The organism is Rufibacter roseolus (assembly GCF_017916365.1).
GTDB classification, from domain to species: domain Bacteria; phylum Bacteroidota; class Bacteroidia; order Cytophagales; family Hymenobacteraceae; genus Nibribacter; species Nibribacter roseolus.
In genome coordinates this window covers 47,370-73,779 of sequence record NZ_JAFMSU010000003.1, presented here as the reverse complement: position 1 = coordinate 73,779, position 26,410 = coordinate 47,370, and the positions used below count along the sequence as shown (strand labels likewise).

Here is a 26,410-nt window from a genome sequence, read left to right as displayed (position 1 = left end):
TGGATGGGCTTTCCCAGTTTAGGGCCTGTTTTGCCCAATAGGCCCTAAACCAACATCAGAGTTTAAGAAAAATTAACCTTGGCTATAGGCCTGCAGATCTCTCTTTAAGGAAAGCATCCGTATTAATCCCCTAAGAATCAGGGTAACTCTGTTCTGTTGCCCCCTCGTATTGCAGAAGGTTATGAAAAAAGAAGAGATTTATTTCCCAGACTGGCAACGGCTCCTCATCGGGAACACGCCCTGGGAATTCATGCTGGAGGTCCTCATCCGGACCATCGTGATATACATTGCCTTGCTCATCGTCCTGCGCCTCATGGGAAAACGCATGAACGCGCAGCTCACCATATCAGAACTGGCCGTGATGGTTACCTTGGGCGGGATTGCCTCGGCGCCTATGCAGTTGCCCGACCGGGGTATTCTGCTGGGCATTGTGATCTTCATCTGTGCCTTGTTCTTCCAGCGCGGCATTAACCTGTGGGCTTTCCGGAGCCGGCGGATGGAAGAGATCACCCAGGGACAGCTTTCCATGGTATTAAAGGAGGGCGTATTGAATATCAATGAGATGGAGCAGGCACGCTTGTCAAAAGACCAGGTGTTTGCGGCCCTGAGAACCCATAATATCCACCATCTGGGCCAGGTGAAACGGCTGTATCTGGAGGCCTGTGGCCTTTTTAGCGTAGTCAAAGCCAAAGACCCCAAACCGGGGTTGCCTATTTATCCGGCCAAAGACCGGGAGTTGATGGATTCCCTTGATGTAGATAAAAATCACCAGGCCTGTACCCGCTGCGGTACCATAGCCCAGGCCAACCAGGTGCAAGGCCAGCCATGCCCCAACTGTTCCTGTGACGAATGGATTCCGGCCGCCAAATAAGTAAACGAACATGAAACCAGAAGAAATACAAATCACCGATTGGTTGCGGATTGTGCTGGGCGAGGTGCCCTGGATTTTCCTGTTAGAGGTGGTGATCAGGATTGCCATTATCTACTTTATTCTGATGTTTGCCATGCGCGCCATGGGCAAGCGGATGTCCTCTATGCTGAGCCGTACCGAGATGGCCGCCCTGGTTTCCCTGGCCGCCGCGAACGGGGTGGCGCTCATGGACCCTTCCAGGGGCGTGCTGCCCATTGTAATCATTGCCGTGGTGGTAGTGGGCGTGGAACGCTTTATTGCCTGGCGCAGCACCCAGGATGCCGGTTTTGAGCGGAAAGTGATGGATGACATGGATATTCTGGTAAAAGACGGCGCGCTACAGTTGGGAGTGATGGAACGCACCCGCATCACCCGCGAACGCCTGCTGGCCCAGTTCCGCCACGAGGATATCTACAACCTGGGCAAGGTGCAGCGCACCTACATGGAAGCCAACGGCGCCTTCACCATCCTGCAGTACCCAGACGAGCGGCCCGGCCTTTCCATTATCCCGGAGATAGACGAGGAACTGCGGCAGGAACAGAAAACAGAGCCCAACACATTTGCGTGCGCCACCTGTGGCCATGTAGAAAAGCAGGCCCAGAAGCCCCAGACTACCTGCCCTAACTGCAACAGTCAGGATTGGAGCCCCGCCGTTGTTTCCTGAATTTACGCTGTTTTTGGGAAATAGGTCCCAAAAGAATACCAGGTTGAGAAGACCATTTAAGTTTAAGAGAACGCAAAAAGCCGGGCAGTTTGTCCGGCTTTTTGTTTGAACTATGAATGATGAGGAGAAGAAATGCGGCCTCTGGATTTAGAAGAACAGAGGCCATTAAGTGCCCGCTTATGAAAGAAGATTAGAGCCTGATCTTCTTGGGGTGCACCACCAGCAAGGGCAGGTTTGGATAATAAGATGGGGTTTGCTGATGGCCGGGCTGCAGGAGGTGTTTCCAGACGTTGGTAGCGTGGGCACCCACTACCAGCATATCGGCACGGTGGTTAAAGCAGAATTGGCTGATGCCTTCTTCCACCGATGGGTTTACTTCTATGTGTCGGGTAATGCGTTGGTAAGGAAGGCGTTTGCTGATTCTTTCCAGTTCTTCCTCCACAAACTGCCGAGCCGTAGGTTCTTCTTTGGGAAGCACGAAAAGCAACTGCAACTGCGCCCCAAAATAACCTGCCAGTTTCAGAACCTCAGCCATGTTGGCCGGGCAAAAGCCGTGTAAGTCTATGGTCAGCACCATCCGGCGGATTGGCCTGAAAGAAACGTTACCTGGCACCACCAGCACCGGGCAAGGCACCTGCTTTATGATACGGGCCGTTAAGGATTGGTCTACCATTTCCCGGAGCCCGTGTGATGGGTCAGAGCCAAGCACCACCAGGTCAGCATGTTCTTCCTGGGCCAGGGTAGCGATAGTTTGGGAGGTATCACCGTGGCTGATCTTTGATTTATAACCCAGAGAGAAGTCCTCGTCACCGTTTTCAAGATACGTCTGCAGCCGCTTCATCTGGGCCCTTGCCTCTTTTTTCTGCTCTTTTTCCCTGGCAATAGGGCAGTGATTTTCTCCTGAAGCCGTTACCATAACAGGTTCTTTGGTTTCACAGATATTATGGAATAAAACAATCTCAGAGTTTATGCGCTGCCCAATCTCACCCGCATATTGAATTGCATTTTCAGAGGCTCCTGAAAAATCTGTTGCGCATATAAATCTTCCCATATTTTCTTAGCTTTTAATGTTGAATAAATATCTGTATCAAAAGGTTCCATTTAGATGATGTAAATCATATTTAAAGTTGATAAAATGCTAAACAGGGAGCGGGTAATTTCGCCCAAAGCGGGTTTGAAGGGGTTTAAAGAGGGCAAAGAGGCGCTAAGTGACAAGCTATTACTTCCTGAGAAGACCTGCTAATCAGAAAACCTCTATTTTGGAAAGGCAAGGAAAACAGGGGGTTAGATATCAAACTTTTCAAAGAGGCACTCTCCTGATTCTTTCTCAGCCAGCTTTGGGTTGCATTTATAAATAGGTGGAAAGTAGGATGAAAACGAGAAAGGGCTTGAATGAGGAATCCCGCTTCGGGCCTGTTTTCTGAAATACAGGCCCGAAGCGGGATTCCTTAATTTGTAAGTTCTATAGTACTTGCTAGTCGTTCCAGCGCCACTCGCCGGCAATCTTCAGGGGCTCCTTGAGGTTGTTCTGCAGTAAGAAAGCTTTGGTTTCCTCGTCATTAAGGCGCCGGGCCGGGATGGTGTTGGCATCGGCAATGCCGTAGAGGAGCATGCTGCTGAACCGCACGGTATTTTTCAGACCTTGCTCATCCACCAGTTTGAAAGAATCGCAATCAGCGTGGTAGCAGTCACCGGCGCCCTTGGGCAGTTTGCCGCCCGAGGAACCCCCGGTAGGAATGCCGTGCAGCATGAACGGCTGGTGGTCTGAGTGCAGCCCGGCCCGCGAGCTGAAGCTGTTCTTGAAGGTGGTGTCTATCTTAGCCGCAATAGCCCCGATGCTCTGGAAAAGTTCCCGGCAAGACTCCTGGCTAGCGTTGTAGCCTTTGGGGTCGTTGGTCATGTCATAGTTGAGCATAAAGGCCAATTGCTGCAATTTCTTGTTTTTGATGGCTTCCTCTAAATAAGCCTCAGAACCCAATAAGCCTTCTTCTTCGCCCATGAACATGACAAACTCAATAGTACGTTTGGGTTTCAGTTTCAGGGCCTGGAAAGTGCGAGCCATGTCAATGACCGAGAAGGAACCTATGCCGTTGTCAATGGCGCCGGAGGCCAGGTCCCAGCTGTCCAGGTGTCCGCCCACCACCACTTTCTCGTTGGGCAGCGAAGTGCCCTTGAGTGTGGCGATAACGTTGCGCGCTTTGATTTTGCCGGAGTTGTTCGTCATGTCAATCTTCGCAGTCAAAGGGGCTTTCTGTAGTTGCGCCTTCAGGTTCTGACCGTCTTCCAGACCAATGCACACCGCCGGAATGGGAATCAGTTTGCCGGTTACGGAGGCAGTTCCGGTAAGCAAGGTGCCACCCGTCACGGTGTTGATGATGATGACGCCGGTGGCGCCGTATTTGGTAGCCAAGGCTGTTTTCTCTGAACGGTGCAGACTGCGGGTACCTTCCGGCGAGCCGGGCAGCACGCCTAAATACACCAGCGCAATCTTGCCTTTCACTGCATCCGGACGGGACTGGTAATCAGCTTCCAGACCGTTGCCCATGTCCACCACCTGGCCAGTGAGGTTCGCTTTTACCGGCGAGTGCGCCAAAGACACTGCTTTGATGTTCTGTAATTGGTTTGCATTGGGACCCACCTGCAAGGTCAGAGATCCGCGACTCCAGCTTTCCACCTCAAACGGCTGGTAACGCACATCGGTGAAACCGTAAGCCTTGAACAGGTTATAGGCGAATTCCTCCGCTTTCTTACCGTTAGGGGAACCCGTCATGCGGTGCCCTATGGCTTCTGAGGCGGTCTTCAAAGAACTATAGGCCTTGGAGTTGGTTTGAACCTCGGTGTTGATTTTCTGGAAAACTCCCGGCCAGGCCGGATCTCCCTGGGCCATTGTCTGGAAGGAAAACAAGAAGGCAAAGGCGCTTGCAGCCCAATACTTTTTCTGAAACATACGTGACGGTTTAAATATGTGCGGGTAAGATACTAGATGGAACCTTAGTGGCCAACCCCATACTGCCTGGATCTAAAAACGCTAAGCCCGAAGCGCTTAGTTAAGCTCCAATCTTATAAAACACAATAAAATTTATATTTGGCCCGAAGCGGTTTTTCAAGGCTACTTAAAATAAAGTTATTCAGAGCAAATGTGCTTACTACTGAATGAATTATCTTTGGGAGTTGTCTGAAGGTAAGTTCAGACATTATCTATTTTTTCTGGGGAGGATTGCAGGGTTCTTGATTTAATTATATGAGAATACTTTACGCGCTAATGTTTTTGTTGCCAAGCTTGGCCTGGGCACAGGAGAACAGGATTGAGCAATTGAAGCATAGGGTAACAACTGCCCCAGAGGACACGGCCAAAGTGGGCCTGCTCTGTGAACTCAGCAGAGAATACCGCCTCTCTGATGTGAAGAAAAGCATGGAACACGCCAGGGTGGCTGTAACCTTAGCGAAACAGCTGCACTACGCCCGGGGAGAAGCCAAAGCCATCGGCCTCATTGGCAACGGGTACCTGGTTCTGGGCGAGTTTGACAAAGCTTTTCCCAATTATTACACATCGCTTAGTATTGGGGAAGAGTTGAAAGATACGGCGCTGTTAGTCTCCACTTACAACAGCCTGGGTATTCTCTGTTTCAAAACCAAAGATGAAAAACGTGCCCTCCAATATTACAACAAGTCCTTTGAGCTGGCTTTAAAAACCAACAACCAGTCTGGCATGGCCATGGTGTACAACAACCAGGGCGACATCTTTGAAACCCGCGGCGAGTTCCCCAAAGCCCTTGCCTTCTACCAGAAGGCAGCCACCATTCAGCAGAAGTTAGGCAATAAGAAAAGCTATGCGGTGAACCTGCTGAACATTGGTAACCTCTACAATGCCATGGGTAAACCTGCGCAAGGCTTGCCTTTCCTGTTTAAGGCGCTGGAGTTAGACGAGGAGATCAACAACCTCATGAACATGACCGTGACTCTGCGGGGAATCGCTACCTCATATGTTGGTCTCAAGCAACTGGATACCGCCCTGAAGTATGCCCTCAAAAGTTATGAAGTAGCTGAGAAAACGGAATCAGGGAAAAAGGTGGTGGCCTCGGCCCGGCTTCTGGCAGAAATCTACGCTTCTAAAGGCGAGTACCAGCAGGCGTACCATTACCAGCAAGCATTTGCCCGTCAAGATTCAGTTCTGGATAATGAGCGGCAAAACCGGGTGGCAGCGGAAATCATTGCCCGCTATGAAACCAAGCAGAAGGATCTGGAGAACCTGGAACTGAAAGCCCAGAGACGTCTGCAGCAAGCCGAAATAAGGCAGCAGAATATCACCCTGATGTTTGGCTGGGCCGTTCTGGGCCTGTTGTTGCTGGTAATGGGTGGATTATACCTGAGCAGGCAGCATTTCAGAAACATCTCGCGGCAGTTGAGGGAAGCCACCTCTTTGCTGACGGTTAAAAACGAGCAGATCACGACACAGAAAGAAGAAATCTGCCGTCAGTCAAAAAGCCTGCAGCAAAAGAATGCCCAGTTAGACCGCCACAACAGCTTTAAGAACAAAATTTTCTCCATCGTTTCCCATGATCTTCGGGCTCCTTTCAACTCTATCCAGGGCATTCTGCAGTTGGTCCAGAATCGGTCTTTGACCGAGGGCGAGGTGAAGCGCATTTTTGAGACCCTTGGCCGGAACATGGAGGTGATGGTGAACATGATGAACAACCTGCTGGCCTGGTCCAAAGCCCAGATGAAAGGCTCTGCCCTGGAAATGCAACCCTTGAACCTCCACGAATTTGCGGGGCAAAGCCTGGAGGTGGTATATGAGCAAGCACAGGCCAAACAAGTGAAGCTGCACAACCAGGTCAGCCCAGACCTCATGCTGTTCACCGACAAAGAACGCCTAGCCTTCGTCTTGAGGAACCTGCTGAGCAACGCTATCAAGTTTTGTTTTGAATCTGGGGAAATTACCCTGAGCGCGTACAAAGCCGAGGCCGGAGTAGTGGTAAAGGTGCAGGATACCGGTAAAGGAATCTCGGAAAGAAATCTGGCTAAACTGTTTTCTGAAAAGCGGTTCACTACGCCCGGAACATTTAAAGAAGAAGGTACGGGGCTGGGGCTCATGCTCTGCAAGGAATTGGTGGAAAGCCTGGGCGGAGAAATTACGGTGCAGAGCGTAGAAAACCAGGGCAGCACCTTTACTATTTTCCTGCCTTGCGTGGTGAAGAATGAACAGCCCCAGGAGTTGGAAAATGCAGTTCAGGCCTAAGTAATTCAATCCATAAACCGCACGGTCACATACGCATTGGTATTACGGCCCTGGTCATCCAGGCAGGAGATTTTGAGTTTGCCGGCTTGCTGCGGCTCAAAAAACACCGGTTCATCCCGCGGGGCGGCCTGCAGGAGCTGGTCGTTAACGTACCAATAGACTTTCTTCACCTCGTTGTGCGCGTTGCACTGGAGCATCAGTTTCTGATGATCGGCGCGCTCTAACAGATACTCCATGCCTTGGGTAGGGGAGGCGATTACCGGGGCAAATTCCTGGAAAATGCGGCTGCAAGTGGGGTTATGCGGCGGCAAGGCTACGTAGGGCTGGTGCTGGGTCACAAAATACGTCAGGATCTCCGGTGAGTGGTTGGGGTACCATTTCTGCTGGCAACCGCTCTCCGGCAGGCAACTGGTGCAATACGCGTACTTTCCATCCAAAGAAACCGGAACCTGTTTCAGGTGGCTGCATTTCGTGGATGAGGAAATGCCGGGCAGATACGTATCTACCACCAAATCCTGGCAGAAGCTATTGGCGGGCAAACCGCTTTCCAGACACACGCTGCGGGTACCAATGCTCTTGGGCGCTTTGTACCACCCGTTGGGGCTGTTGTAGTCAATGGTGTTGAAAATGGAGAACAGGAGCGGGGTGGCCGTATCGGTGCCGTTCAGTTCCGGAACACCCTCACCCGAGAAATTCCCTACCCACACACCCACTGTGTACTTCTGGTTATACCCAATGCTCCATGCGTCCTTGCGGCCGTAAGAGGTTCCCGTTTTCCACGCGATTTTCGGTAAATGAGCGCTATTCCCGGCATTGTGCGGCAGATCGGGCCGTTGCAGTTGGGTCAGGATCTGGTTCACCATAAACGCCGAGCCGGGAGATAGCAGCCGCTTTTCCTGCCGCACCGGGTCTCCTTGAAGCCAGCGCAAAGGAGCATAGGTGCCCTCGTTCGCGAAGGCCGAGTACAGCGCCGTGAGTTCTTCCAGTTTTACCCCGCATCCGCCCAAAATAAGCGATAAACCCAACTGGTCGCCGCGCTGCTTCATTTGCGAGAACTCGGCCTGCGATAGTTTCTGCACAAATGCCGTCACGCCCACCTGGTCCAGTAGCTTCACCGCCGGAATGTTCAGAGACGTGGCCAGTGCCCGTTCAATGGTGATGTTGCCGCTGTACGTCCCGAAATAGTTCTCGGGCCGGTACCCGGCGTAATCAATGGGCACGTCTGAGATGATAGTTTTGGGCGTGATCAGGCCGCGTTCAAAAGCCGTAGCGTACAGGAAAGGCTTCAAGGTGCTGCCCGGCGAGCGGATGGCCCGCACGCCGTCCACCTGCCCGCTGTGCAACACATCGGTGAAATCGGCGGAGCCCAGGTACGCTTCCACGGCGTGGGTTTGGTTGTTGATGACCAGCACCGCCGCGTTGTGGATGTTGCGGTACTTCAGCTGCTGCAGGTAATTGTACGCCAATAGCTCCACCTTCTCCTGCGCCGCCGGGTTCAGCGTGGTTTTGATGATCGCCTGATTTTGGTGCGTTTTATGCAAACGGAGGGCAAAATGCGGCGCCACCTTAGGAGCCTCCAACCGATGGGCATTCAGCGGTTCGTACAGGGCATCCTCAATCTGTTCCTTCGGGTAAGCGCCTTCTCGGGCGTAATACCGCAGCCACTTGTTCCGGAACTCTACAATTTTCTCGTTCTGCCGCCCGATGCGCAACGAAGAAGGCTTGTTGGGAATGACCGTCAGCGCCACCGCCTGTGCCAGACTCAACTGCCGCGGCGATTGGTGGTAGTACAGCACCGAGGCCGCTTTTACGCCCTCGATGTTGCCGCCGTAAGGCACCAGGGTGAGATACAGGTGCAGAATCTCGTCCTTGGAATAGCGCCATTCCAGCTGCATTGCCCGGAATACCTCGGTGAGTTTATGCCAGTAGGTGCGCTCGTTGGGGTACAGCAGGCGCGCCACCTGCATGGTGATGGTAGATGCCCCCGAGGTGGTCTTGCCCTGCGCGATGTTCTTCAAAAAAGCCCGACCCACCGCCAACGGGTTCACCCCCGGATGGTGATAGAAATACTTGTCTTCCTTCAGCAACACCGCTTTTTTCAGCATGGGACTCACCTCATCGGGCTCCAGCTGCATCCTCCATTTCTCGTCTTTGCTCAGAAACGAGTGCAGGATACTGCCATCGGCGGCGGTGATCACTGGGGAGTAGGAGATGTCTACTTTCAGCGGAAACAGCAGATTCAGGAGAATAAACAAGCCCATGAAAAGAACCAATCCACCACTTGCAAAGCGCAGCCATCGCCTTCCTTTTCCAGGAAGGTTGGTGAATTTGAAACTGCGAACTTTGCTGGTAATCGTCATGGTCTGTAGAGCCGCAATACATTACGGGTTGGTCGTATGTTGATGAATGTAATTCACTAATTCTGTTTTGCCACTTCTTCGTCCCCCTTTGAAGGGGGTAGGGGGATGACTACTCGTGCAGGTAACAGCATTCCCAAAATGTAGGGCAATCCCTTGTGGTTGCCCTTGATCTGTAGCAGGAGCACGACGGTTCTTGATGCAGCCTTGTCATCCCCCTACCCCCTTCAAAGGGGGACGGAATGCGTGTAATATTTTTTGTCTGTTTCGGGGCTGATTTCCGCAAAACTGCCCGAAACAGAAAGAAGGCTATCGCACTTTCATGACTCCGGCTCCATGGTACGAGTGGTATTCGGCGTTGTACATGGCATCAGCCCCAACCGGACCCACCTGGAAGTCGCCTTTTGATACCGCCCGCACCTGGTAGAAGAAGTACTGGGTTTTGGGTCGGGCGGTGGCGTAGAGGTTAATGCGGTCGTCGCGGATGTCCAGGTAGTCGGGGGTGGCGGGTTCCATGGCTTGTAACCAGCTGAACTCCCGCGAGGTCATCAGGCGCGGATTCTCAATCTCAAAACCGGCGGGCAGCAGATCGGTGATGGCTACGTTCGGAATGGTGCGGCCGTCCAGTGACTGCAACGCAATGCGGACCACCACCAGATCGTTCTGTTTCACGGTTCGGTTGGTGATCTCTTTGCCATCGCGGTTGAAGTACGTGCGGCGCACCTGCAGGTAATTGTCTTCCTGTTTGTAACTGCCGCTTCCGCTGATGCCTTCCATCTGCCAGTAGTAAAACAGAATGCCCTGGCCTTTACTCTGGAGGGTGAAAGCTCCGTTGTTCAGTTTATTCGTGAGCATGAGGTCTTTGCCCGTAAACGCACCAACGGATTTTCCTTTCTGTAAAACCTGGGCCGTGGCGTTGCCGCCGCTTCGCCGGGCCTGTTTGCCCAAGGCCAGTAAGGCAAACGCGCGTTCCTGGGTGTTGTACCAGCGGCTGGACCGCAGCTCCTGCGATACGTGCCGGGCCAGGGTGGCTACCTGCGGATGATCCGGGTTAGCCTCCACCAGACTGTTCAGGGAGATAGCCATGTCCCGCAGCGGGGAGTAGAAGGAACCATCCAGGGCCCGCACCGAGGTTTCCCCGGCAAACGCCCGCGGCAGCAGTTGCCGGAAACTTTGTTGGCCGCCGTTGAGTGCGTAAGTGCTGGCCAGCAGGTAGCGGGAATCCAGGGAAAGCAGCTCGGGTTTGGCCTTGTAGTAGTTCATGGTGGGCCAATCGGGCTTTCCCGCCAGGCTGAGCACGTACAGCGAGTAAGAGGCCTCATGCGCCGCGATGTACTTGCTCTGCACCTGCTGGGAGGCATTGTAAAACCGGTACACCTCGGTGGCTTTGCCTTTTACCATGCGTTGCAGGTAGGTAATCGCGCGGTTCAGCACTGGTTCGTTCACGGGATAACCGGCCTTGCGGGCCTCCAGCAGGAAGTGGGTAGCGTAGGCGCTGCTCCACCAATCGGTGGTGGTGGCACCCGGCCAGTAGGTGAAGCCACCGTCATACTGCTGCATGCCCTCAATCTTGGTGATGGCTTCCTGCACCAGGTACGCCGGGTTGTACGTGCGGCCTTTCTGCTGCTGGTTCAAAGAGCGCGACAGATCTGTGTAGTACAGGAGCGGGAACGCCGTGGAAGTAGTCTGTTCCAGGCAGCCGTGCGGGTACTGAAGCAGGTAGGTGATGTCATCGGTGAACTGTACCAGCGGCGACGTACTCACCACCAGTTTAGAAGACACCGAGGAAGGCAGAAAATCAGTCGCCGCGTTTATCTGCACACTAGTTGCGTTTTTCAACGTGCCCGCCTGGGTGAACTGCGCCAAAGGAGCGGCTGGCCTCACCGATAATTCCGTGGTAGAGCTGAACTGCTCGCCCAGGGCCTTCACCACCACTTTCACTGAGGCTGGCCCAATCACCGGCGCTGCCACCAGTTTGTAGAGCACCTGCTTCTCGGCGTTGGCGCCGGCGGAGTTGGAGGCAGTGGCAGAACCCACTACGCGGAGCGGCCCTTTAACGGAAATGGAGCTACTGAAAGCAGCATTTTTAGGGGTAGTGTTGCTGATGGTGACCGGCACCAGGAGCGTGTCCTTAGGGCTCAGGAACCGGGGCAGGGCCGTGCTGATCACCACCGGATCAGCGACGCGCATCATTTTCTCGGCAGAGCCGAAGGCATTGCCTTTGTACGCCACCGCCATCACTCTAACGGCCCCGGAGAATTCCGGAATTTTCACGTTCACCCTGGCTTCCCCGCTGCCGTTGGTCTTAAGCCGACCACTCCACAGAGACACCAGTTTCACCCTTTTAGAGGTCAGCGGATTGATGCGTTTCTCCAGGTCATAGCCGTCGCCGCCCACGCTGGAGCGGGTGCCCGAAAGTTCCGGAAACAGGAAAGGATACAGATCAAAGGCCTCTACCTCCAGCGCGCGCTTCTGGTAGAAGAACCCGTGCGGATCTGGGGTCTGGTAATCTTTGAGCTGCAGAATGCCTTCGTCTACCAAGGCCAGCGTGACCTCCGCGTTTGGGGCCGTTTTGATGGAAATAGGCTGTAAACGGTTAGAGCGGGAAGCCTCCGGGGCGGTGATAGCTACCTCCAGCTTCGTCTGTTTTTTGGTGACCTGCAGCGGCTTAAAACCGCGGGCAATGGTGAGCGGCATCTGGTTGTCCTTGACTTCGCGCAAAGCCACCGCCGAGATGTAAACCGTGGGCAGGTGCTCGTCCTGGATGGGCAACTTCAGCGAGGCGGCTTTCTTGTCGGTTTTAAGGTAATGGTAGCTTAGGACTTTGTTCTGCTCCACGGTCACCAGAATCTTGCCGGCAAACGGAGACTTGAACAGGATGCGGGCATCATCGCCCACTTCGTAGGTTTCCTTGTCCAGGGCAATGTCTACTTCGCCTTCGGTGTTCACTTCAAAAGACGTGCTCTCGGTATCGCCCCAGCCGTAGGCGTAGAACTCCTGGGCCACGTAGTTGTAGGCGCCGGGCCGCATCACGCGCAGCTCATACTCGCCGGAAGTAGCAGGGGTGAACCGCACGGTGGTCCCTTCTTTGGGCACCTGCATGACCGTATTGAGCAACACACTGGCCCGGCGCTGCGATTTGTAGTTGTAGTTCTCAGAATAGCGCTCCATCACTGTTTCATAGGTGTAGCGCACCAACTGCACCTGTACCTTGGTGTCGATGTGCTGGCCCTGGGCATTCAGAGCGATGATGGGCACCTGCATCTGCTGACGCGTGCTCACATAAGAATCAAACTTCCGGATTCCGAAGAAGGCGTACTGCGTGCTCACGTTGAACCGGTTGAGGCGGTTCACGGGCCGGCCAGTCTCGTCAAAGACGGTGGTGAACAAAGATCCTTCCAGCAGCCCCACATCCTGGAAACCGTGCAGTTCAAACGTTTCCTGGCCTTTCCCTTGTTCATCCGTCTGGCCCTGGCGCACGCTGTTCTGCAGGTTCACCTCAGCGGAGTTGTTCAGTTCAAAGGTATAGTCTGGGTAGCGAGGCGCTTCAAAGGATTTCTTTTTCAAGCTGAGTTGCACCTCATAATTGCGGCGGGCCGCGGGCGGCCCGAACAGGTTCTGCGCCGTAAGATTCACGCTTACTTGTTCCCCGGCCCGTAAATCGGTTTTATTCAGAACAGTGGTCACTTTCAGCCGATCGGGCATGAATTCCTCCACGCCGATTTTGCGGGAGTTCAGGAGCACATCGTTCCCGGAGTAAACCTCTAGTGTGTACGTGCCGGTCACCACCGAGGGGCTTAGAATAAATCTGGCTTCGTAGGAGCCTTCCTGGTTGAGAGTGCCTTTGAGGCTGCGGTACTCTTTGCCGTTGGGCAGCAGCAGTTTAACTTTCACCGGTAAGCCAGCCACGGTTTGCCAGGACGGAGTGCGCACCAAGGTGTTCACGTGGACGGTGTCGCCGGGGCGGTACAGGTCGCGGTCGCCGTAAATAAAAGCATCGTAATGCAGGTCGGCCATGCGTTTGCCGCCCACGTCAAAGCGGGAGGTGTTCACCTGGGTCTGGGAGTAGGGCAGGTAGTTGAAGTCATCGCCATGGCGGGCGGTGATGAGACCAATTTTGAAGCCATCGGCGGTTTTGTTGATGTCCGGAAAGCGTGCCACGCCGTCTTTGTCGGTGGTGGCTTTGTGGATGACCTGGTTGTTCGTGCTGATAAACCGGACCTCCACCTCTGGCAGCACCTCGGCGGTGCGGATGGAGTTGGCGAACACCAGCACTTCGTTTTTGCCCTGCTTCGCGATGAGCCCGATGTCAGAAACCGAGATGATCTTGGAGTCTTTGAGCCAGTTATTATCGGTGCTGGAGACGGTGATCACGTACAGGCCTTTGAATTGGCTGTCAAAGTCCAGGTCTTCCAGGTCCAGGTTCAGGAGGTGGTTTTTGCCTTGTTTACGCAGGCTGCTGGTCTCGTACTCCCGCTCAAAAATGGTTTTGCCGTTGTCTTCGTTGATGGCGTAGTAAGAAGACTCGTAATATTCCTCGGTTTCCTCGTCGTAGTGGCCGTCGTAGGTTTTGCCGTCCTGCAGGTACCGCAGGATGTTGTTCTCAAACACCTTGCTGATGCTCACTTTCACCCGGGGCACCTGCGTGAGGTTCAGGGCAATGTTGCGGGCGCCGGCACTGCTCAGGTAAATACTCTTGCGGTTCACAAAGGCCACCATAGGCTTGGAGGATTCAAACGTAACCGGATGTTCATAGGCCTTGCCCAAAGGTTTGCCCACCACGCCGCTCAACTCGCTAGAAATAGCTAATCTGTAGGTTTGTTCCGAGGTGAACGTGCCGCTCAACACCAGGCCGTTCTCCAAGCGCTCCACGGTGTAATCCCGACTGGGGTTCAGGGAAACGAGCGAGGTCACATCGGTGTTGGCCACGGGCTGGGAGGTGAGCACGAAGATTTTGTCCTGGCCTTCTTCCTGCAGCGCCACCACTTCCATCACCTGCATCTGCTCGCGGCTGGGGACTTCCACAGTTTGCTGCTCCGGTTCTGGGGTAGCGTGGTTGCTGCCGGGAGTGGAAAGTCCCTTCTCTACGTACACCCGCACCGGAATCTCGCCCTGGGTGGCCTGCTCCAGCCCTTTCACCTTCACCGATACATTTTCCCGGCCTCCGCTCACCAGTTCTACTGGCAACTCCGTGGAGCCGTGGTAGACTTTGAGTTTATCGCGCAAATTCTGGAAAGGAACCGGATAGTTGAAGTCGAACAGCAGGTTGGCCTCCAGTTGGGTTGGGTTGTTCTCGTTCTGGGTCCAGTAAGCCTTCGCCGAGGTGAGCGTTAGGTAAGGCGTATGGAACCGAAGGTCCTGCCCCGCCGGGATCTTGTACTTGGTGGCAGAGTGGCGCAGCAACTGAGGCGTGAGCTCGGCGCGGTAATCGGTGCTGGGAGCGAAGGACTGATCGGGGGAAAACACCAGCTCGTTGGGGGCCGTCCACTTGTATTTGCCTTTCACCTTGGGTGTGATCTGCAGGTAAGGAATGGTGTCCCACTGGTTCAGCAGCGAGTCTGTTATCAGGTCTTTGTCAAAGGTAAACACCAGGTTCTGTTCCTGGGCAATCTGGGCCTCAAAGTTCTTTTGCTCCAGCCGGAGTTCATCGCTTTTTCCGCCGCAGCCAGAAAGGTGAAACAGAAGGGCCAACACCAGTAAATGGATTGGTTTAAACCAGGCAGAAGCGGTTTTTGGGGGTTGCATAGGGAAGAAGAAATGACGTGTCTTTCTTCTCTAAACTTACAAATAGTTTAAGACCGAATACATAGAAAAAGTAAAATATTTTAGGTCTTAACAGCCAAGATTAAAAGGGCGAAAAGGCCTTTAGCAGGAGGAGGTTTTAAGCCTAGTTTTGGCAAAAGTTCTTCAAAACAAAAGCACAATCTAAAGTCCTGGGAAAAGCTTGTTTTCGCATTGAGTTTGGAGAATTTGAATTAATCAAAGCGGAGCTGTATTAAGCCTGTTTCAGAAAAAAAAGCCCGAAAACAGCTTCCTCCTGAATTTGCTATATTGGGATGGTTGACGCTCCTCAAAAGCAATTTTACCGGCAGTTATACAGTGATTCTCCAGAGGGGCAAAATCCGGCTCGCAGTCCCTTGTAAAAGGGGATATTATAGAAAGTCTCTGAGCAGCGAATCAACCTATAGTTCAACTATAGCAACTCTCAGAAATTCTATTGGTCAAATTCTGCGAAAAGCCAGTCTAGCGCGGCCTGTTTGCTGGTGAAAGATTCAAACTGGGTTTTGAATTCACCTTTGTCATCTTCGGCAATGGAGCTGTAAATGCGGTGAATGTCCAGCAGGTTGATGCTTTCCATGGAAGATAACCGGGCGTACTTTTTTAGGCTGGAGGTACGCAGCAGGGGCTTCATTTCCCTGAGAATCCAATTCTGGTCCCCAAAATCCAGGAACGGAATGGGACGGGCGTCACTGAGCCAGTACTCGCACTTTTTATCCAGAGAGATCATTCCCGCCAGCCTGAAAGATTTCCTGAACTCCTCGGTGGCCGGCGCTTGCAGCCATTCCACATAAATGTATTTGGCGCGCTCGTCAACTTCCACCTTTAGATAGTCATCCTGGTGAATGAGTTCTGGTTGTAGGTCAATATGCATGGTAACTTATGCCTCGTTTTGGGAGTGATATAATAAAAGCCAAAATGACATTGTTGCCGTCTGTGGGGGCAAGGTATGTAAAAATATGAATTATAACATGCTGGTAGCGCAATTTCGCACAGGAAAACGCAGAAGAATTATTTTTGTCTAAATATGGATTCTGAATTGATAGGGGCGGTTTTGCCTTGGTAAAAGGGCTTGGGACCGCTAAAACCAACTGCCAGATTGAATAACCTGCGGCTGCGTGCTATCTTGCAGGTTATTGTGTTCCAAAACCTTACCTATGCACAGAATCACCAATATTTTAGTGGCCGGGGTGTTGTTCCTGGTTGGTTGTGTGGGCGGCCGGCCCATTGACCGGAAAGCCACCCCAGAAACCCGGGCTCTGTATCAGAATTTAGGTAAACTGGCCAAAAAACATACCTTGTTCGGGCACCAGCACGCCACCGAATACGGGCACGGCTGGTTCAGCGGGAAAGACCGTTCCGATGTGAAATCGGTGACGGGATCACATCCGGCGGTGATTGGGGTTGACTTCAGCGGTTTCTCGGGGCGTTCGCCCGAGGCCATCCAGGCGGCGAAGGAAGAAGTGCGGCAGAACGTGGTTGATACCTACAACCGGGGCGGCGTGACCACGGCCGCCTGGCATTTCTCCAACCCTGTGTCTAAGGGCGGATTCTACTGGGTAGACTCTCTTTCTTTACCGGCGGTGAAGTACATTATCCCCGGCGGCGAGGCGCATGAGCAGTACAAGGAGATTCTGCGCGGCATTGGCGATTGGGCGCACAGTGTCAAAGGCGCCGACGGTAAACTGGTGCCCATTATTTTCCGGCCTTTCCATGAGTTTGACGGCGGATGGTTCTGGTGGGGCAAGCCGCACACCAGCCGCGAGGAGTTTATCTCATTATGGCAGTTCACCGTCTCTTACCTCCGCGACAGCCTGGGGGTGCACAACTTCATCTACGCCTTCTCCCCAGATAACAGGTTCCACTCTGAGGCCGAGTTCCTGGAGCGTTATCCCGGCGACAAATACGTGGACATGGTGGGCATGGACAATTACGGTGACATGGGCCGCGACCGCTACGCCATTGATACCGCCGCCTACAAACTCAAAATCCTGTCTGATTACGCCCGCAAAGCGAATAAACTGGCTGCCTTCACCGAGACCGGCCTGGAGTCTATCCCCAACACCACCTGGTGGACGAACACTTTGCTGGCGACCATGAAGAAGTATCCCATGCGTCTGTCTTATGTATTAGTCTGGCGCAATGATACCAGCAGCCCCACCCACTACTATGCCCCCTTCCCCGGACAGGTGAGTGAGCAGAATTTCCTAAAGTTCTACCAAGACCCTTACACCCTGTTTGAGAAGGACCTGAAGAACATCTACAAGCGACGAAAATTCCTGGGCGTCTTCTAGTCACCCACGCTTGTCATCAAAGAAAACCCGTTTAAGGGCCGTTTTGAAGAAATCGGCCCTTAAACGGGTTTTTTGTTTTCTGCCTTAAAGGAAAGGGGGAAGGAGATTTGGTGAGCAGAATTCAACCGGCAGCGGGCCACCGTTCCTTTGGAGTTCCAGAACCCGTATTTTGACGGCATCCCTTCCATCATCATCATCGGGCTAATCCTGATCTCCATTTCCGTTCTGCTGGCCAGGGAAAGCCGAAGCCTGTTGATGGGCGAGAGTGCCGATGCCGAGAACCTGCAGGCCATTGTAGCCCTGGTAAAAGCCGATGAGGCCACCTGGAAGGTGGACAAACCCATGTCTATGTATATGGCCCCGGAATAGAATATTCTGCTGCTGCCCCTGGTATTTCAGGAGAACATCTTCAGCGACGAAGTCTCCGGCACCATCCAAAGGTTGAGGGAGAAGATCCAGGCGCAATTCCCGGCGTACAAGCAAGTCTTCTTCCAGCCCGAGGTAAGAGGTTCCTAGGGAAGACTCAAGTGCCTTTCCTTTTTAGATACGTTTTGCTTAAAACAGCCTCAAAATAGAGCTTGCTATACTCCGCTTAATCACAGAATTGGTAGGCTTTGGAGCGTTCATTGGTTTTGCCCGTGGATACAATCAAGTGCTCCTGCGTTTTCTGGCCGGCCAGTACACTATCCAGAAAATCAACTAAAATCTGCTGGTTCTTGTGGAACAGTTCTCCGCTGAACTCGTGACCGCCGCCACAATAGGTAACCAGGCGAGTGCTGCCGTTCAGTTTCACCAGATGCTGATAGATAGAGTAGGACCCGTGCAGCAAAAGCCAGTTAGAAGCGTTGGTAGGGCAGTAATGGTGGGCGGCGGTACCGTAGGGCACCACGGGATCGGCGTTGCCATGGAAGAAAAGTGCCGGTATCATGTTCTGGGGCGTAATCAGGTTCAGGTCCATAAGCGCCCCGGACCCGGAGATAAGGCCTTTGTATTTGAAGTTGGCGGGCAGCGGGTTCTTGGGGTACAGGTTCATGGTTTTGTAATCCCAGAAGGCGGCGTGGAGGGCGGCCTCGGCCCCGGCGCTGCTGCCGGCCAGGAATATTTTGGAAACATCCAGGTTGTATTTGTCAGCGTTCTGGAGAAAGAAGGCAGTGGCCAGCCAGAAGTCATTGGCCCCGTATTGGAAAGCTTTGATCTTCTCGGGCAGTTTGCCGTCGCAGCCGAAGTTCTTGTTCTTCATGTACAACGTGTAGGTGAGCGTGGCCGCGGCGTAGCCCTTTTCTGCCAGGTAAGCGCTGAAGCTGTGCCCGCTGCTGCGCTCCCCACCCGAGAAGCCTCCGCCGTGCTCAAACAATACCAGCGGCAATTTCTGCTTGCCTGGCTTTTTGGGCAGGAAAAGGTCCAGTTCCAGTTTCAGGGTGTCATCCTGGTAATAGGTGAGGGTGGTGAATTTCTGGTTCTGGGCTGTAGAAACCAAACCGGTTAAAAGCAGGGCTAGGAGCAGCAGGGCAAATCTCATGTTGTTTATAGGGCATTTTTTTAAAACCAGGCCCTGAACGGTAACAAAAGACGCCACCTTCGGGGAAGCGCCGGCATTTTTCGATCAGTGCGACGTGCCAAGATATAAACTTTTGCGGGGTTGGCCTTATGTTCTTCTGTTGTGGCAATGGGTTTGGCTTTGAAACAAAAAGGCGGCTACCCATGGGCAGCCGCCTTTTTATCTTATAATGACCTTTCCCCTTAGATAAGGGTTGGGTCTTTGGTTAAGCTGTCACTGTCGCGGTCTGTGTTGGTGAAGCCGGTTCCCGTGGCACCATAGCCTTGACCAACCCCAGTACCAGTGCCAGTAGTACCGGTACCGGTTGTTCCAGTGGTGGTATTGGTGGTAGTATCAGTAGTGCCGGTGCCGGTACGGTTGCGGTCGGTGTTCCGGTCATCCACGTCTACCTCGGTGGAGCGTACGGTGTCTCTGACCACTTCATCGCGTTCCTCTACCTCTTTGCCCAGGGAAACTTCTTCTACCACGCGGGCTTCTTTGTTTACCACAGGCACTTCGGCATGCTCAGTCAGTTCAATGTCTCCTTCTCTGAAGCTGTTGAAATCTGCATCTGAGGCCGGGCGGTCCACAGAGCGGCGTTCTACGCGCACGTGCTCAGAGCGGAGCCGCAGGTGTTCTTCCACGGGGCGTTCCACAATTCTGCTGCGCAGACGGGCGCCGCCGGTTTCTATTTCGCGTTTGCCTACTTCCAGGTTTTCCTCAATGATGGGAATAGAGGTGCCTGAGTTGAGGTCATCGCGAGTTGTATCTGCGTAATCAGAACGCGTGGTGTCTGTATACCCTGTGCCGGTGTCTGAAAGCGCAGTGTTGGTAGTGGAGCCGGTATAGGTGGCATCTGAGCCGCCGCCAAAGGTGCCGCCTGAACGGTAGCCGTACTCATTTGCGCGCTGGTCTACGTCAACAGAACCGTATTGGTCCAGGATGCGGGCTGCGCGTTGGGCTTCCTCAGAAGACTGGGCATGCACGGTCACAATGCAATCGCTGTGGCGGGCCACGTTGGAGTAAGTACTGGCGTTATCGTCATCGTCAGAGAACAGAGACCGGAAAAATCCGCCGATACCATCGTATTTATCACTGTCACGGTCTCTGGTGGTGGTGCCACTGGTATATGTAGAATCGGAAGTGGTGGTGCCGCTTCCGTATGAAGAGCCGGTTGTGTTGCTGCCTCTGGATATATCAATCCGGTCATCACTGATACCCAGCGATTTCAATTCTGATACCGCGCGATCAGCTTCTGTTCTGTTGTCGAAAATTCCTATTACTGTTTGTGCCATAGTTTTAGATGTGTGTTAGTGAATGTTTGAATTTTAGGTTATAGGGGTGTTGTAGAGGGTGTCAGCTCTGGGCTGGACCCTGCGGGGTGGACTGGTCGGCAGAAATGCGCTCCACGCGTATTTCCTCTTTCCGGAGATTCACTTGCTGCACGTCATGCGTCTGCACCCGGTTTTTGGTGATGTGCAATTCCTCCACCACCATGAGCCGTTTTTCTACCACCATCACCTCCTGTACAATAGGAATGATCATGGTATCGCCTTCGTACCGGATGGGCGGGGGTGGGGTATCTACGTATTGGTTCACGGGTACCCGCTGAATGTCATGTTCTTCCTGGATCAGGGGAATATTCACCGGGACCTCCTGCTCATTAACCACTTTGATAATGCGCACACTGCCTTTCTCCACTACCTGCTTGTCTAAGTGCACGCGTTCCTCAATGACCGGAATGGTCATGGATTCTCCTCTCTGGGTGTTAACTGTGCCTTGCGGCCTGGGATTATTGGGGTCGTATGAACCGGTATTCAAGTCTCTCGTCTGATCCATAGGTCTGCTGTTTGGTTAGTAACCGCGGTTGGGACTATAGTAAACGGGCCTGGGGTGGTGGGGTTTCTGAAAATGTGTTAAAAAATTGTATTCTTTAAATCTGTGGCCCAAAAAGAGGAAGTGGGTTTAAACAGGGGGTGTCAATAAAAGCTTTGGTAAAAAGCTGAAAATCAAAATAATTAAAAATTTAAACGGGATTTGAATCTATTTGTAGCTGTATGTAATAATTATAATATAGTAAGAAGATGATTTCTGAGTATTTGGCTGTATGCAGCGTATTTAAGAAGTTTATTCGTTTAAGATCCTTAAACCGAAGGCTGAAGAATGTTTTTTTACTCAGAAGGTACACGCTGTGAGAGACTTGGTTTTGAGAAACCTGTTCTTGTATCCTGCTTTAGTTATGACTTTTAAAGAAGGTCAATATCTTGATAGGTCTTTTACAAGTCAACAAGGCTTTTCAGTTGCTGAACCAAGATTACTTCCTTTCTTGTTTTCGGCTGATTTTCATAAAAACGGTCCTAAACTGTCTTACTTAGCGCAAAAATAATTTTTCAGAAGCTATTGAATTCCATAGGCAACTATTAGGCTCCTTTTTGTTAGTCTGCTTCTGAAAAAAATCAGCTATGAGACAAAGCTGTTGTTTCTGGCTCAGGTTTGTCTCATAGCTGAGTAAAAAGAATTGACCTTAAAAATGTGAGTTCCCTGGCGGGTTGGTCCGAGGGTTGTCATTTCTCAGGTCCTCAATCTGGATTTCGGTTTTCTTGACGGTGTCCTGGATAATCTCTTCCCGTATTTCTACATCCTTGCCAATGGTAATCTCTTCCACCACGTTGGCTACTTTGGAGATAATGGGCACCTCACCGTATTCTTTCAGTTCAATGACGCCATCCTGGAAACTGCGGAAATCTACCTCGGTGGCGGAACGGTCCACGGGAATGCGCTCAATCTGGATGTGTTCTTCCTGCTGCTGCATTTTCTCCTCCAAGGGTCTTTCCACCCTATGACTATGCGTTTGGCCGGTTCCCACTTCCTGTTTGTCAAGGTGAGATTTATCCTCTACCACCGGAATGGTAGTAGCATCCTGGGAATACGCCCTTGCTGGGGATTGCTCTAAGGCTCCGTCCGTTAAGGGGGAAGCTGGTGAGGCCCTCTCTACCTGAATATCCAGTTCTGAGGTGGGTGGGGAGTCTAGCAAGTGGGCGGCGCGATTGGCCTCGTCTTGGGAGTAGGCGTGTACCACTACCAGCGCATGGCTGTTCTGCATCTTAGCCTCATGTGCTCTTGCCTCCTCGGGGCTGGCGAAAAGGGAGTGGAAGAACTGCTCGAAATTAGGGGAGGAGTCACCCTGCTGATTGCCCTCGCCGTGCCGATAGGCCACTTCAACGGCCTCTTCAGGAAAGCCGCTATGAAACAGTTCCTGCGTTACCCGTTGCGCACTAACGGCATCCGGAAAAAGCCCGATCACGTTCTTGGGTTTACGGTTTCGGTAGAGGTTGTTCTGGTTGAAATGCTCGTTGCTGTAAAAGTCAGTCGTTTCCGGGTGCCGGGCCGGAGAAGTACCGTGCACATGGTCGCCCACAAAGATCCGCTGTACAGCCCTTTCAATCTCCTGGGTAAGGTTATGCTTGTCATAGGTAGGCAGGGCCTGCAGCTGGGCTGGGGAAATGGATGGCACCATCACCACATCGTCGGCTTCATGCAGTTCTGCCAGCCCAATAGGGATGAGAATATCGCGGGACTCCAGGTCCAGGACGTTTCCTTCCAGATCAACGATGAGGTAGCGCACCTTAAGGGCCTGGGGATCACAGAGCAGGTCCTTTACCTTGCCCAGGATGTTGCCAGTTGAATCATTTACTTTCCAGCCCCTGATGTCTGAATCACCTTTGGCCACCGTGAACCGGCTGTCGCCTAACTCTTTCAGATGATAGTTTGATGCAGGTTGATCTCTTCTTTCCATAGTTAAAGGTCGTTAGGCCGTTGGGTTGACATTGCGTTTCTTGGGCAACCTTAACCGAGACTGCTCAGCTAAAGGTCACCACCTGGTAAGGTACACTGGTAATGACCAATGGCCCACAAAAGGTATTGAAGTTTACGTTCCCTCCGGAGAGATGTTAGAGCAAGCCTGTAACTCTCATGTCTGTTGTTAACATTTTAGTTTACTGCTGATTACCGCAAACCTGAATTAAATAATACAATTTAAAGTGAAGAATTGAGGAAGTGTATGATTGGAAAAATTATATATATCCTTTGTTGTGTTTTATTCTATTTTGATAAAAACGTGCTCTAAACCTTTAAATGACACCTTGTTGTTGAATGATCATACTTATGGTATTAAATAAATACTTTTTTGGTTTTTAAATAGTATGATATTTAGCTACGGTTTACCCTATTTGTATTGTGGTAAATACTGTAAATGGTTGATTAGTAGTATTTTTCCTTTTGGTTTTGGAATTAAAATCTCCTAAATTGGTTTGAACGTGTAAGCAAAGAGAGCAAACTATATGGAGAAAAAGATACCTTTAGAAACGGTGCTTCACATCATAAGCAAGGCAGATTTAGTGGCTTGCTCAGACGCTGTAGACTTCATCAATAGTCTGGATTTTTACCTGTACTCACAGGATGAGCTTAAGGTCATCAGTGACACCTTGAGCGAGCGGATTACCATGCTCATTCGCCTGGAGTTGAAATCTAACCGGTACGGCTATACAGCTTAAGCCCTGCACTGCGTTTCACAGCCTTTTTTTCATATCTGGCTTGAAACAATCCCCTAGAACTTAAGAAAGCCAACCCTTCGCCCAAAGGCGGTAGGTTGGCTCCCAGATGTGGTTCAGTTTGGTATTACTTAAGGGTGGCGGCTAAGGAAACCGTATTGGAGACCAGGCCATTGCTGCGGTTGTAGTGGCCATAGCGTAATTCCAGCGTGTTCAGTTTTTTAATCCCGAAAACCCCATCCACTGAGGTGATCCTGAAGTTGAGGCCGGCGTAATGGCTGGTGAACTTGGACAGATCATAGTCACTGGTGTAGCGCCGCTCACCGGGCGAGTGCTGCTGGTAGCCGGCAAAATAGTCGGCGGCGCTTTGCGCGTAGAACCGATAGTAAGGACTCAATGAGATAAAGGGCGTGACCTTAAACGGGGTCTCCAACTCAGCGGTATGCGCCTTGATTCCCCAGTTGTCTGAGTAGAATCGGTAGAAAGACCGCAGTATAAGTTTGTCGGTGACAAAGTAATGCGCCCTTACGCCCACCGGAACCTTGAACCGGGAAGAAGGCAGCCGTTCCACATCCAAAGAGTTATCCTGAAAATACACCCGCTGATACAGCGTGCCCAACTGGCCTTGCTGGTAGGTAAGGTCCAGCAAAAGCGAAAGCTGCAGCCGTTTATTGATGACCTGGGCCAGTGACAGCGAGGTGTTAAAGGTGTTGCGCGGTTTGGAGCCGTGCGCCTCGGGGTTGTCCACGCGGGTGCCGTTGGTTTCTATCGTGCGCAGCTCAATGGGGTAGATCACCGTCCAGGTGTCCAGGTAAGCGCTTAACCCCACCCCAAACTCGCGGTTATTGTCTTTGGAGAACTTCGCGAAGTTCACGTTGGCCCCTTTAGAGAAGTAGTCATACTCAGTAGACAGAGAAAGCCCGGCACCCACGGCGTAATGCTTCTCCTGGTCCCGCATAGACCACTGCACCGATGGGTAAATGCGGTTATCGGCTGCCGAGGCCGAGGAAATGGTGGTAGGGTCAATAAGGTCTGACGAGGCCGAGGAATAATGGTCAAAGCCCACGGCCACGTTGAGCGTATGCGCCCGGTTTTTGGCGTCTGACCGGGTGAAGGTCAGGTCAAAGTTGGTGGCTACATCGGTGAGTTCCTCTGTGCCGATGCCGCCTGTCACCGCCGAGTTATTTCCGTCCTGGGTATAGTAACTGGATACAAAGTTGACTTCCTCCAGCTTCAGTTTGCGTCTTCTGAAAGTGGTGGTGTCTTTGGGCGTGGCGGTCTGGGCAAAAGAACCCAGGATGGAGAGAAAGAAGAACGAGGCGCTGAGGTAAATCTTCTGCATGGTGGCTCCGCTTGATTAGTTACAGCCACATCCTCCGCCCGAAGTACCGCCGTTGGCCCCCGATGCGCCCTCGCGGTACTGCATGAAGCTCATCTCGGTCTTCTGCACTTTCCTGGCGGAGAGCACCATCTCAGAGTCATTGAGGTACATCTTGTTGTACTCCTTCACCGATTGGCAGGAAGCCAGGCCCGCCCCCGTGACCAGCAGCACCAGGATTTTACTTTTAAGGAAAGTCATACGGTTAACCTTATGTTGTCTGAACAATGCACGTTGTTGTGGTCATCTATCATCACGCAGGCAATGCCTTTCATTTGGTTGATCAGGTTCAGGCCCACTTTTACGCCCATCACCATCATTGGCGTGGCCATGGCATCGGCGAGTTCTGCGTTGGGGCAAATGATAGTGGCGCTTTTCACTCCTGTAACGGGTAAACCGGTCTTTGGATTGATGGTGTGGCTGTATTTTTTTCCGTCTATAACGACGTACTTCTCATAGTTGCCCGAGGTGGCCACGGCCATGTTGGTGATGTTGAGCCGGGAGAAAGGCTGGTGCGCCGCCTCCGGATCGGCGATGCCGATGGTCCAGACCTCGCCGTTGGGCTGCAAACCCCAGGCAGTGAGGTCACCGGCCGCGTTCACGATGCCGCTTTTCACGCCTATTTTCTGCAAAACGGCCTTAGAACGCTCCGCGGCGTAGCCTTTGCCAATGCCCCCAAATCCGATGCGCATGCCTTTCTCCCGCAGAAAAACACTGCGGTCCTGAGGGTTCAGCACCACGTTTCTGTAGTTCACCAACCGTACGGAGGCTTTGGCTACCGCCGGGCTTGGCAGGGCTTTCATGTGCAGGTCAAAGTTCCAGAGGCTTTTGTCCACGCCGCCGTAGGTGATATCGAAAGCGCCTTGGGTTAACTCTGAAAGCCGCAGCGACCGCACGATGAGGTCATACACTTCCGGCGAGGTTTGTACCGGCGCTATGCCCGCCATGGCGTTGATCTGGTTTGTGAGGCTGTTGTCTGAAAAAGTAGTAAGGGCCGCCTCTATGCGCTGGATCTCCGCTACGGCGGCGTCCAGGCAAGTGGCGGCCCTATGCTCGTCCTCGGCCAGAATGGTTAACTCAAAACGGTTGCCCATCAGTTTCTGGACACGGCGGTAGAGTTTTTCCCCGGTTCTGGGCGCAAGGTCTGGGTTCATTATTTGCTAGTCTGTAACAGGGCAATGAAAGCAGTTGCTTCTTTGGCCGGAATGCCTTCCCATTTCCTGATCACGTTCCCGTTGGCGTCTAAAAGCAGGGTAAGCGGGAAGATACCGTTTTGGTTGTATTTCTCGGCCAAGGCCTCATTAAGGGCGGTTTGGCGCTTATCCAACTGGTTTTTCTTCAGGCGCGGGAAATCGGCGTTCACCAGCACCAGGTTCTGGGCCGCGTACGCCTGGAAAGCCTCGTTCTCAAAGATGTCTTTCTCCAGTTTGATGCAGGGGCCGCACCAGTCTGAGCCGGAGAAGTTCAGCAATATGGTCTTGTGCTCTTTTTGCGCCAGGGTTTTGGCTTGGTCAAGTTCCTTCAGCCAGGTAGGGGAGGAGAAGGACAGTAACGCACTGAAAAAAAAAACCAGGAAATTCATAGCGTAAGGTAGTTTTAAAAACCGAAAAGAAGGAAAACAGGATCTTGGCCTCCGCCTAAGACCATTTTCTTTAAGACTGTTTTAAGCTTTGTTTGGTTCCGGTAGGGGTGTTTAGAGCCTG

General features: G+C 52.4%; 19 protein-coding genes. 6 read left to right on the top strand and 13 right to left on the bottom strand.

Annotated features, from left to right (window positions below):
• Positions 1–181 precede the first annotated feature (181 nt).
• Both J3P35_RS16205 and J3P35_RS16200 read left to right on the top strand, forming a co-directional pair.
• On the top strand, positions 182–871 hold the full coding sequence (locus J3P35_RS16205) for a DUF421 domain-containing protein (RefSeq protein WP_210465718.1): 690 nt from the start codon (positions 182–184) through the stop codon (positions 869–871).
• Positions 872–881: 10 nt separating this feature from the next.
• Positions 882–1,574 carry a DUF421 domain-containing protein gene (locus J3P35_RS16200; RefSeq protein WP_210465717.1) on the top strand — a complete coding sequence of 231 codons (693 nt, stop codon included), beginning with the start codon at positions 882–884 and terminating at the stop codon, positions 1,572–1,574.
• Between the two features lie 190 nt (positions 1,575–1,764).
• Here the strand turns inward: J3P35_RS16200 and J3P35_RS16195 are convergent, their stop codons facing one another.
• Both J3P35_RS16195 and J3P35_RS16190 read right to left on the bottom strand, forming a co-directional pair.
• On the bottom strand, positions 1,765–2,625 hold the full coding sequence (locus J3P35_RS16195) for a universal stress protein (RefSeq protein ID WP_210465716.1): 861 nt from the start codon (positions 2,623–2,625) through the stop codon (positions 1,765–1,767).
• Between the two features lie 423 nt (positions 2,626–3,048).
• Positions 3,049–4,521, bottom strand: coding sequence for a M28 family peptidase (locus J3P35_RS16190; protein WP_210465715.1), 1,473 nt, complete (start codon positions 4,519–4,521; stop codon positions 3,049–3,051).
• A 366-nt stretch (positions 4,522–4,887) separates the two neighbouring features.
• Between J3P35_RS16190 and J3P35_RS16185 the strand changes: the two genes are divergently transcribed.
• Entirely contained in the window at positions 4,888–6,813 is a 1,926-nt protein-coding gene (locus J3P35_RS16185; protein WP_210465714.1) for a tetratricopeptide repeat-containing sensor histidine kinase, read from the top strand.
• A gap of 5 nt (positions 6,814–6,818) precedes the next feature.
• Here the strand turns inward: J3P35_RS16185 and pbpC are convergent, their stop codons facing one another.
• From pbpC to J3P35_RS16170, 3 genes are all read right to left on the bottom strand, one after another.
• Entirely contained in the window at positions 6,819–9,173 is a 2,355-nt protein-coding gene (pbpC, locus tag J3P35_RS16180; protein ID WP_210465713.1) for a penicillin-binding protein 1C, read from the bottom strand.
• A 306-nt stretch (positions 9,174–9,479) separates the two neighbouring features.
• Positions 9,480–14,915, bottom strand: coding sequence for an alpha-2-macroglobulin family protein (locus tag J3P35_RS16175; protein ID WP_210465712.1), 5,436 nt, complete (start codon positions 14,913–14,915; stop codon positions 9,480–9,482).
• 469 nt (positions 14,916–15,384) lie between these two features.
• Positions 15,385–15,822 carry a hypothetical protein gene (locus J3P35_RS16170; RefSeq protein WP_210465711.1) on the bottom strand — a complete coding sequence of 146 codons (438 nt, stop codon included), beginning with the start codon at positions 15,820–15,822 and terminating at the stop codon, positions 15,385–15,387.
• 283 nt (positions 15,823–16,105) lie between these two features.
• Between J3P35_RS16170 and J3P35_RS16165 the strand changes: the two genes are divergently transcribed.
• Together J3P35_RS16165 and J3P35_RS16160 are read left to right on the top strand one after the other, a co-directional pair.
• The gene (locus tag J3P35_RS16165) at positions 16,106–17,242 is read left to right on the top strand and encodes a glycoside hydrolase family 26 protein (RefSeq protein WP_210465710.1); all 1,137 of its coding nucleotides are present in this window, start codon (positions 16,106–16,108) and stop codon (positions 17,240–17,242) included.
• A gap of 147 nt (positions 17,243–17,389) precedes the next feature.
• On the top strand, positions 17,390–17,611 hold the full coding sequence (locus J3P35_RS16160) for a hypothetical protein (protein WP_210465709.1): 222 nt from the start codon (positions 17,390–17,392) through the stop codon (positions 17,609–17,611).
• A 223-nt stretch (positions 17,612–17,834) separates the two neighbouring features.
• On the opposite strand, the gene J3P35_RS16155 is transcribed toward J3P35_RS16160, so the two are convergent.
• The 4 genes from J3P35_RS16155 to J3P35_RS16140 form a co-directional block, all read right to left on the bottom strand.
• Entirely contained in the window at positions 17,835–18,761 is a 927-nt protein-coding gene (locus J3P35_RS16155; RefSeq protein ID WP_210465708.1) for an alpha/beta hydrolase, read from the bottom strand.
• A 221-nt stretch (positions 18,762–18,982) separates the two neighbouring features.
• Positions 18,983–20,074, bottom strand: coding sequence for a YsnF/AvaK domain-containing protein (locus tag J3P35_RS16150; RefSeq protein WP_210465707.1), 1,092 nt, complete (start codon positions 20,072–20,074; stop codon positions 18,983–18,985).
• Positions 20,075–20,135: 61 nt separating this feature from the next.
• The gene (locus tag J3P35_RS16145) at positions 20,136–20,618 is read right to left on the bottom strand and encodes a YsnF/AvaK domain-containing protein (RefSeq protein WP_246850328.1); all 483 of its coding nucleotides are present in this window, start codon (positions 20,616–20,618) and stop codon (positions 20,136–20,138) included.
• A gap of 685 nt (positions 20,619–21,303) precedes the next feature.
• Positions 21,304–22,575 carry a PRC-barrel domain-containing protein gene (locus tag J3P35_RS16140; protein WP_210465706.1) on the bottom strand — a complete coding sequence of 424 codons (1,272 nt, stop codon included), beginning with the start codon at positions 22,573–22,575 and terminating at the stop codon, positions 21,304–21,306.
• A gap of 571 nt (positions 22,576–23,146) precedes the next feature.
• Here J3P35_RS16140 and J3P35_RS16135 point away from each other — a divergent pair.
• On the top strand, positions 23,147–23,332 hold the full coding sequence (locus J3P35_RS16135; protein ID WP_210465705.1) for a hypothetical protein: 186 nt from the start codon (positions 23,147–23,149) through the stop codon (positions 23,330–23,332).
• Positions 23,333–23,456: 124 nt separating this feature from the next.
• On the opposite strand, the gene J3P35_RS16130 is transcribed toward J3P35_RS16135, so the two are convergent.
• The 4 genes from J3P35_RS16130 to J3P35_RS16115 are packed head-to-tail and all read right to left on the bottom strand — an operon-like array spanning position 23,457 to position 26,289.
• A complete protein-coding gene (locus J3P35_RS16130) occupies positions 23,457–24,671 on the bottom strand; it encodes a DUF3570 domain-containing protein (RefSeq protein ID WP_210465704.1) in 1,215 nt (404 codons plus the stop codon).
• A gap of 15 nt (positions 24,672–24,686) precedes the next feature.
• Positions 24,687–24,908 carry a DUF4266 domain-containing protein gene (locus J3P35_RS16125; RefSeq protein WP_210465703.1) on the bottom strand — a complete coding sequence of 74 codons (222 nt, stop codon included), beginning with the start codon at positions 24,906–24,908 and terminating at the stop codon, positions 24,687–24,689.
• The gene (locus J3P35_RS16120) at positions 24,905–25,861 is read right to left on the bottom strand and encodes an FAD:protein FMN transferase (protein ID WP_210465702.1); all 957 of its coding nucleotides are present in this window, start codon (positions 25,859–25,861) and stop codon (positions 24,905–24,907) included. Before J3P35_RS16120 ends, J3P35_RS16125 begins: the two co-directional genes overlap by 4 nt.
• Positions 25,861–26,289, bottom strand: coding sequence for a thioredoxin family protein (locus J3P35_RS16115; RefSeq protein ID WP_210465701.1), 429 nt, complete (start codon positions 26,287–26,289; stop codon positions 25,861–25,863). Before J3P35_RS16115 ends, J3P35_RS16120 begins: the two co-directional genes overlap by 1 nt.
• Positions 26,290–26,410: the final 121 nt, after the last annotated feature.